The organism is Erythrobacter donghaensis (assembly GCF_001557325.1).
Lineage (GTDB): Bacteria > Pseudomonadota > Alphaproteobacteria > Sphingomonadales > Sphingomonadaceae > Erythrobacter > Erythrobacter donghaensis_B.
This window is the reverse complement of record NZ_LSJS01000185.1, coordinates 24158-31648: the sequence shown is the minus strand read 5'-3', so window position 1 is coordinate 31648 and position 7491 is coordinate 24158. Positions and strand designations below refer to the sequence as shown.

Annotated in this window: 4 protein-coding genes and 1 pseudogene; 2 read left to right on the top strand and 3 right to left on the bottom strand. The window is 68.7% G+C overall.

The window, feature by feature from the left end:
* Positions 1-1180: pseudogene (locus AX692_RS20145) on the top strand (hypothetical protein); the annotation flags it as partial.
* Here AX692_RS20145 and AX692_RS11290 read toward each other — a convergent pair.
* On the bottom strand, positions 1177-2370 hold the full coding sequence (locus AX692_RS11290; protein ID WP_073976002.1) for an NAD(P)/FAD-dependent oxidoreductase: 1194 nt from the start codon (positions 2368-2370) through the stop codon (positions 1177-1179). The pseudogene AX692_RS20145 and the gene AX692_RS11290 overlap by 4 nt on opposite strands.
* Positions 2371-2450: 80 nt before the next feature.
* Here AX692_RS11290 and uvrC point away from each other — a divergent pair, with 80 nt between their 5' ends.
* Positions 2451-4412 (top strand): excinuclease ABC subunit UvrC, encoded by a 1962-nt coding sequence (gene uvrC, locus AX692_RS11285; protein ID WP_073975979.1) that lies wholly within the window; start codon positions 2451-2453, stop codon positions 4410-4412.
* A gap of 56 nt (positions 4413-4468) precedes the next feature.
* On the opposite strand, the gene AX692_RS11280 is transcribed toward uvrC, so the two are convergent.
* Both AX692_RS11280 and AX692_RS11275 read right to left on the bottom strand, forming a co-directional pair.
* The gene (locus AX692_RS11280; protein ID WP_073976001.1) at positions 4469-5407 is read right to left on the bottom strand and encodes an OmpA family protein; all 939 of its coding nucleotides are present in this window, start codon (positions 5405-5407) and stop codon (positions 4469-4471) included.
* A 191-nt stretch (positions 5408-5598) separates the two neighbouring features.
* On the bottom strand, positions 5599-7425 hold the full coding sequence (locus AX692_RS11275) for a DUF885 domain-containing protein (RefSeq protein ID WP_073975978.1): 1827 nt from the start codon (positions 7423-7425) through the stop codon (positions 5599-5601).
* Between the last annotated feature and the right edge of the window lie 66 nt (positions 7426-7491).

The window sequence follows — 7491 nt, the reverse complement described above, 5'->3', positions numbered from 1 at the left end:
CCCCACCACCGGTCCCGCGCCCGCGCCCCAGCCCGGCCCGGGCGGCACGCCTCCTGCGGGCGGTTTCGCGCCCAGCGCCGAGCAGCGCCAGCAGTTCATGGCCTTCCGCGCGCGGCTGTGCGCCGATGACGGGCAGGCCTTCCTCGAACAGCTGGTCGCCGCGATCGACAGCGGGGCGGACATCTCCGCGCAATATCCGGGGGTCGATCCCCAGCGCCTCGCCCCGATGCTTGCGCGGCTACGCGGGGCGGACGGCAAGGTCGATCCGGCGCAGCTCGCCAGCTTCCGCACCCGCGTTTGCAGCTTCGATCCGTCAAGGTTGGATGTTGTTCCCAGTGGCCGTGCGCCCGGTGGCGGGGCTGCGCCCGCTCTGCCGCCGCAACTCGCCGCCTTCCGCGAACGTGCCTGCGGGCCGGACGGCGAGGCCGCTGTCCGCGAGCTGATCGGCAAGATCGAGCGCGGCGAGGATGTCTCGGCCGATCTTCCGGGCATCGATCCCGCCTTCATCAAACTGGCGCTCGACCGTTCGCGACTGCCCGACGGCACGCTTCCGCCCGAAGCCATCGCCCGGTTCAAGGACCGCTTCTGCGCCGCCGCACCGCCGGCTGGCGGGGCTCCGGCGGGCGGCGCTCCTGCTGGCGGCGCACCGGCGGGCGGCGCGCCTGCGGGCGGCCCGGCCTTCAACCCGCTGGGCGGCCGCAATTTCCAAGGCTGGCGCTACTTCTTCAACCTGACCCACACGATCGAGCTCGCCAACGAGATCCTGGTCGCGCCCGGTCTCGATCCGCTCGACCAGCTCGATGGCGAGGCGACCAGTGCCTTCGGCCAGCCGCGCCATTCGAGCCGCCTCGAGGCGGGCCTGTTCGGCAAGGGCGTGGGCTTCCGCCTGTCGGGGGTCTACACTGGCGAGACCCGGCTCGACGGCACGGTTGCCGCAAACGACCTGTTCTTCGACGACATCGTCACCTTCAACCTGCGCGTCTTCGCCAACATGGGCGAGGTGACGGGGAAGAACGAGGGCTTCCTCAAGGACTTCCGCGTCAGCTTCGTGGCCGACAACGTCTTCGACGCGCAGCGCCGGGTGCGTGACGGGGCGGGCATCACGCCGGTCAATTACAACGCCTTCGTCATCGACCCGCTGGGGCTCTACCTCGGGATCGACCTGCGGAAGTTGTTCTAGGCGCGAGCGGCCGCCAGCGCCTCGGCGCAGGCATGGCCGCTCGCCCAGGCCCACTGGAAGTTGTAGCCGCCGAGCCAGCCGGTGACGTCGACCGCCTCGCCGATGGCGTAGAGGCCGGGAACCTTCGCCGCTTCCATCGTGCGGCTCGATAGCTCCGCCGTGGCGATGCCGCCTGCGGTAACCTCGGCCTTGGCATAGCCCTCGGTGCCGTTCGGGGCGAAGCGCCAGTCGGCGAGCCTAGCCTGCGCGGCGCGCAAATCCTTGTCGCCGAGGTTGCCGAGTTCGCGCTCCAGCCCGAGCCGGTCGGCCAGCGCGTCGGCGAGGCGATCCGGCAGGCGCTCCCGCAGCAGCGTGCGCAAGGATGCGCGGGAGCGGTCGCGCTTGGCCTCCAGCAGCCAATCGGTCGCGGCCTCGGGGAGGAAGGTGATCCCCACCGGCTCGCCATGCCGCCAGTAGGAGGAGACTTGCAGGATCGCCGGGCCGGATAGCCCCTTGTGGGTGAACAGCGCCGCCTCGGCGAATTCGGCCTTCCCGGCGCGCGCCAGCACCGGCGCGGCGACGCCGGACAGTTCGCGGAACAGCGCGTCCTCGCCCCCCAGCGTCAGCGGCACGAGGGCAGGGCGGGGCTCGACCACCTTGAGGCCGAATTGCCGCGCCAGCCGGTAGGCGAAATCGCTCGCGCCCATCGTCGGGATCGAGGGCCCGCCGGTGGCGATCACCAGCGCGGGCGCGGCCCACGCGCGGCCATCGGCGGCGGTGACGGTGAAGCGTCCGTCCTCACCCCGCGCGACCTCGGCCACATCGACCCCGCAGGTGAGAGTCACCTTGTCGGGCGGGCATTCGTCGAGCAGCATCGTCACGATCTGTTTGGCCGAACCGTCGCAGAACAGCTGCCCCAGCGTCTTCTCGTGCCACGCGATGCCGTGCCGCTCGACCAGCGCGATGAAATCCGCCGAGGTGTAGCGGGCAAGGGCGCTCTTGGCGAAATGGGGGTTGGCCGAGAGGTAGTTGGCAGGCCCCGCCCCGAGATTGGTGAAGTTGCAGCGCCCGCCGCCCGAGATCAGGATTTTCTTGCCGGGAGCCTCGGCATTTTCCAGCAGCGCGACGCGCAGGCCTCGCTGCCCTGCTTGCCCGGCGGCAAACAGCCCGGCCGCGCCCGCGCCGAGGATGATGACGTCGCTGTGTTCCATGGGGCTCTGTTCCACGAACTTGCCGATAGGGGGCGCCGCGGCGATTGCCAATCGCCCCCCGCAGTCCCTATCTGACCCCCATGGCCCGAACCCCCGCAGGCACCCCCCACGATCCGCGCGGCGCGGAGCGCTTCAACGAGGAGCGCGCCGCCTATACCGTCGCCAGCGCCCAGCCCGATCTCGAGGGCGGGGTGCGGGCGATCCGCGAGACGGTGAAGGTGCTGAAGCCCGTCCCCGGGGTCTACCGCATGCTCGATGCCCGGGGCGAGGTGCTGTATGTCGGCAAGGCGCGCTCGCTGAAGGCGCGGGTGGCGAACTACACCCAGATCGCCCAGCTTTCGGGTCGGCTCCAGCGCATGGTCAGCCAGACGCGCAGCATGGAAATCGTCATCACCAATTCCGAGGCCGAGGCGCTGCTGCTGGAAGCGCAACTCATCAAGCGCTTCCGCCCGCCCTTCAACGTGCTGCTGCGCGACGACAAGAGCTTCCCCTTCATCCTGCTGCGCGCCGACCACGCTTACCCGCGCATCCAGAAGCATCGCGGGGCGCGGCGGGCCAAGGGCAATTACTACGGGCCGTTTGCCAGCGCGGGAAGTGTGAATACCACGCTGAACGCGCTGCAGAAGCTGTTCCTGCTGCGCTCCTGCACCGACAGCTTCTTCAACAACCGCGACCGGCCGTGCCTGCTCTACCAGATCAAGCGGTGCTCGGCGCCTTGCGTGGGGCGGATCGACGAGCCGGGCTATGACGCGCTGGTGCGGCAGGCGAAGGATTTCCTCTCGGGCAAGTCCGGCGCGGTGCAGGCCGATCTGGAGCGGCAGATGGCCGAGGCTGCGGCCAACCTCGATTTCGAGACAGCGGCGATGCTGCGCGACCGGCTGCGCGCGGCGACCTTCATCCAGGGGAGCCAGGCGATCAATGCGCAGGGTCTGGGCGACGCCGATGTCTTCGCGCTGGCGGCCAAGAACGGGCACATGAGCGTCCAGTCCTTCTTCATCCGCGGCGGACAGAACTGGGGCCACCGCGCGCTCTTCCCGCGCCACACGGCGGACGTGGACGAGGCGCAGGTGCTCGCCGACGTGATGCTGCAATTCTACGAGGAAGTGCCCCCGCCGCCGACCATTCTGGTCGATCGCGAATTGCCGGAAGCCGAGCTGATCGAGGCGACACTGTCCGAGCTGGCGGGGCGCAAGGTGCGGCTCTCGGTCCCCGAGCGCGGCGACCGGCGCAAGCTGATGGCGCAGGCGCAGAGGAATGCCGTCGAAGCGCTCGAGCGGCGGCTGGCGGAGACCGGCACCAAGGCAAAGCTCAACCGCGAAATGGCCGAGTTTCTGGAGCTCGACGCGCCCCCGCAGCGGATCGAGGTCTATGACAACAGCCATATCCAGGGGGCGAAGGCCGTGGGGGCGATGATCGTCGCCGGGCCGGAGGGCTTCGAGAAGAACCAGTACCGCAAGTTCAACATCCGCGAGGCGCAGACAAACGACGACTTCGCCATGATGCGCGAGGTCATGACGCGGCGCTTCCGCAACTTCGCCGAAGGGGAGGAGAACCCCGAGGCCAAGCCCGGCGGGCACGAGACGACGCTCCCCGACCTCATCCTGATCGACGGCGGCAAGGGGCAGTTATCCAGCGTCATGCGCGTGCTCGAGGACATCGGCATCGCTGATGACGTCGCGGTGATCGGCATCGCCAAGGGGCCGCATCACGGGCGCGAGGGCCGCGAGGTGTTCCACTTCCCCGACGGGCGCGAGAAGGTGCTGCCCGTGAACTCGCCGCTACTGTTTCACCTGCAGAACCTGCGCGACGAGGTGCACCGCTATGTCATCGGCGCGCACCGGGCGAAGCGTTCGAAGGCGATCACCGCGAGCCCGCTGGACGAGATCCCCGGCATCGGCCCGGCCCGAAAGCGCGCGCTGCTGCTGCATTTCGGCACCGCGAGCAAGGTGCGCGCCGCCGCGCTCGAAGACCTGCAACGCGCCCCTGGCGTCAGCGCCACGGTCGCGCGCAAGGTCTTCGATTTCTACCACGCGGGCGGATAGCAGAAGGGCGAGCCTCGCGGCCCGCCCTTCCCTGTAGTTCGTTTGCAGCGAAAGGCTTACTGCCCGTCGAGCGCCTTGCTCACCAGCACGTTGACCGAGACGCGGCGGTTCTGCGCGCGGCCGGCGGCGGTGGTGTTGTCGGCAGCGGGGTCAGCGGTCGCCATGCCGGTCGGGGTGAGCATGCGGTAGGGCTTCCACTTGCACACCTGCTGGAGGTAGTTGACCACCGCCGCGGCGCGCTTTTCCGAGAGCGCCTGGTTCACTTCCTCCGAGCCGGTCGAATCGGTGTAGCCCAGCACCAGCATCAGCGAGTTCTCGTTCTGCCCGGCCTGCTGCGCGGCCGCGCACAGCTCGGCCTTGGCTGCGGGCGAGATCACCGCCTTGCCGGTGTCGAAATAGACGTTGGTGGTGCTCTTGAGGTTGTACTTGTCGATATCGCCGAGCCGGCCGCGCAGCGCTTCGGTGGCGGCGGCGTTGGCCTGGATCGCCGCGCCCTGCTCGCCGAACTGCTGCTGGGTGCCTGCGCGGATCATGGCGGCGATCTGGCGATCGTCGGCGGTGAAGCGCACTTCGTTCGCCACGAGGCCTTCGCCATAGCGCGAGGTCTTCACGATCACGGTGAGGCCGTTGATCAGCGCGTTCTGGTCGAGGGTCTTGTTGCCGATGCCAAGGAACCCGCCGCGGGTGCGGATCTCTGTGTCAGGGTGGAGCGTCACCAGCTCCACGGCGCCGCTATCGGTGGTGATCTGGAGGCGCGAACCCTTGCGCGCCGAGATGATGCCCGAGACGCGCGGGCCCTCTTCCATCTCGGACAGCGGCGGCAGCGCGCCGTAGACGGTGGTGGTGCTGACCCCGTCCTGCTCGCTGATCGTCGGCGAGGGCAGGGGGCGCGGCTGGGGCTGGGGCTGGGTCTGGGCGGCAAGGCCCGAGGCGGTCGCGGCGCCCAGCAAGGCGAGCAGCGCGAGGCTGCGGGGGCGGTGAAGAATGGTCGTCACAGTGGTTATGCTCCTGCGTTGCAGGCCCGCGATCCCGAGAGTGGGCCCGTTGTTGGCGTTCTGCGCGAAAGGGTGCGTGTTGCGCAACACCTTGCTGGCAGGTGAACGCCGATGCCCCGACAGCCGCAGGAGCGGGCAATCGGGGCAGCGGATGCGACGAGCCGAGCCGCAGCCGGCCCGGCGGCGCGGGTCTAGTTCGCCGCCTGGGCCGCGATCCAGCGGTCGATCTTGGCTTCCAGCACGGTCAGCGGCAGGCCGCCGGTGTTCAGCACCACCTCGTGGAACGCCTTGATGTCGAACTTCGCGCCGAGCCGGTCGGCGGCGCGCTTCCTCAGCTCCTGGATCTTGAGCGCGCCGATCTTGTAGGCGAGTGCCTGCGAGGGAATGGCGATGTAGCGATCGACCTCGGCGACCACCTCTGTGCGGGTCATGCCCGAGTTCTCGAGCATGTAGTCGATCGCCTGGTCGCGGCTCCAGCCCTTGGCGTGGATGCCGGTATCGACCACCAGCCGCATCGCGCGCAGCTGTTCGTCCTGGAGCGTGCCGTAGCGGTTCCACGGGTCCTTGTAGAAGCCCATCTCGTGGCCCAATGTCTCGGCATAGAGCGCCCAGCCCTCGACATAGGCGGTCGTCCCGCCATAGCGCATGAAGGCGGGCAGCGCCTCGTTCTCCTGCGCGAGGCTGATCTGGAAGTGGTGCCCGGGCGCGCCCTCGTGGAGGTAGAGCGTGACATTGCCCGGCGTCAAGCGGCTCGGCAGGTCATAGGCGTTGAAGTAGAACACGCCCGGCCGGTCGCCATCGGGCGAGCCGGACTGGTAGGAACCGCCCGCCTCGAACTTCTCGGTCGAAGGGTCATAGGGGCGGATTTCCAGCTTCGACTTGGGCAGCTGCGAGAACAGCGCGCCGATCTTCGCATCGACCGCTTTGCCGATGTCGTAGAAGTTCTGCGTCAGCCCCTCGCGGGTCTTGGGCTGGAACTTGGGGTCGGTGCGGACATAGTCGAAGAACTGGGTGAGCGTGCCCTTGAACTTGACCTCGCGCCGGAGCTTCTCGAGCTCGCCCTTGATCCGCGCGACCTCGCTGAGGCCGAGCTGGTGGATGGTCTCGGGATCGAGCGGCAGGGTGGTCGAATCTTCGACCAGCCGGGCATAGAGCTTGTCGCCGCCCTTCATCTGGGAAAGGCCGATGCTCTCGCGCGCGGCCGGAAGGTATTCATCGCGCAGGAAGTCGCGAAGGCGCGTGTTGGCCGCGTAGAGCTCGGCGGTTTTTGCCGCGTAGGCCGTGGTCAGCCGGGCCTTGTCGGCCTCGGTGAGCCCATCGGGGAAGGTCTTGGTCGGTGCCATGAACTGCGAATCCGCGACCGGCGTCGCCAGCTGCGTGTCGAGTTGGGTGACCATGATCCCGACCGTCAGCTTGGTTTCCACCACGCCGCTCTTCATCCCCTCGCGGAACTTGGCGATCGCCCGGTCGATGAAGGCGATATAGTCGTCGTGGCGACTGAGGTTGTCCTCGTAATGGGCGAGCGTCTTGAACTGCGCGACCCCGGTGCCGCTGGCGAATTGCGGGTAGAAGGTGTGCAGGCCGAAGAAGTGGTTCAGGGGCCGCACTTCGGTGAGCGCGCGCATCTCGTCGGTCACCCCGGCGAGCGCGCGTTCCTGCGTGTACTTGAACACGTCGTAGGCGAGCGCATCGGTCGCATCGAGCTTGCTGCGGTCGATCTGCGCGAGCAGCGCGAGGTTCAGCTTGATGTCGGTGCGCCCGGCAAGGAAGCTCGAATCGGTCAGGAAATCGCCGAGGCGCCCGGCGTTCTCGTCGTCGCCGCGGAACAACCGGCTCAAGGGGTTGAGCGCGAGCTCGCGCGCGTCGGCATCTTCGAACAGGGCGAAGAGCTTGTCGTGTTCGGACTGGGGCGCGGCAGTGGCGGCGGTCTCGGGCGCGGTTGCCGTTTCGGCAAGGGCGGGCGCGGCGAAAGAAAGCAGCAGCGCGCTCGAGGCGGCAAGGGCAAGGCGCAAGGTCATATTCGGCAGTCCCCGGGGCAAGATGCAATCGCGGGGCGCTAGGCGCGTGCGCGGGCGCGCGCAAGA

Excerpts from the sequence above, each read along its gene's own strand:
- uvrC (WP_073975979.1), top strand. The coding sequence starts at position 2,451 with ATGGCCCGAACCCCCGCAGGCACCCCCCACGATCCGCGCGGCGCGGAG.
- AX692_RS11290 (WP_073976002.1), bottom strand. The coding sequence starts at position 2,370 with ATGGAACACAGCGACGTCATCATCCTCGGCGCGGGCGCGGCCGGGCTG.
- AX692_RS11275 (WP_073975978.1), bottom strand. The coding sequence starts at position 7,425 with ATGACCTTGCGCCTTGCCCTTGCCGCCTCGAGCGCGCTGCTGCTTTCT.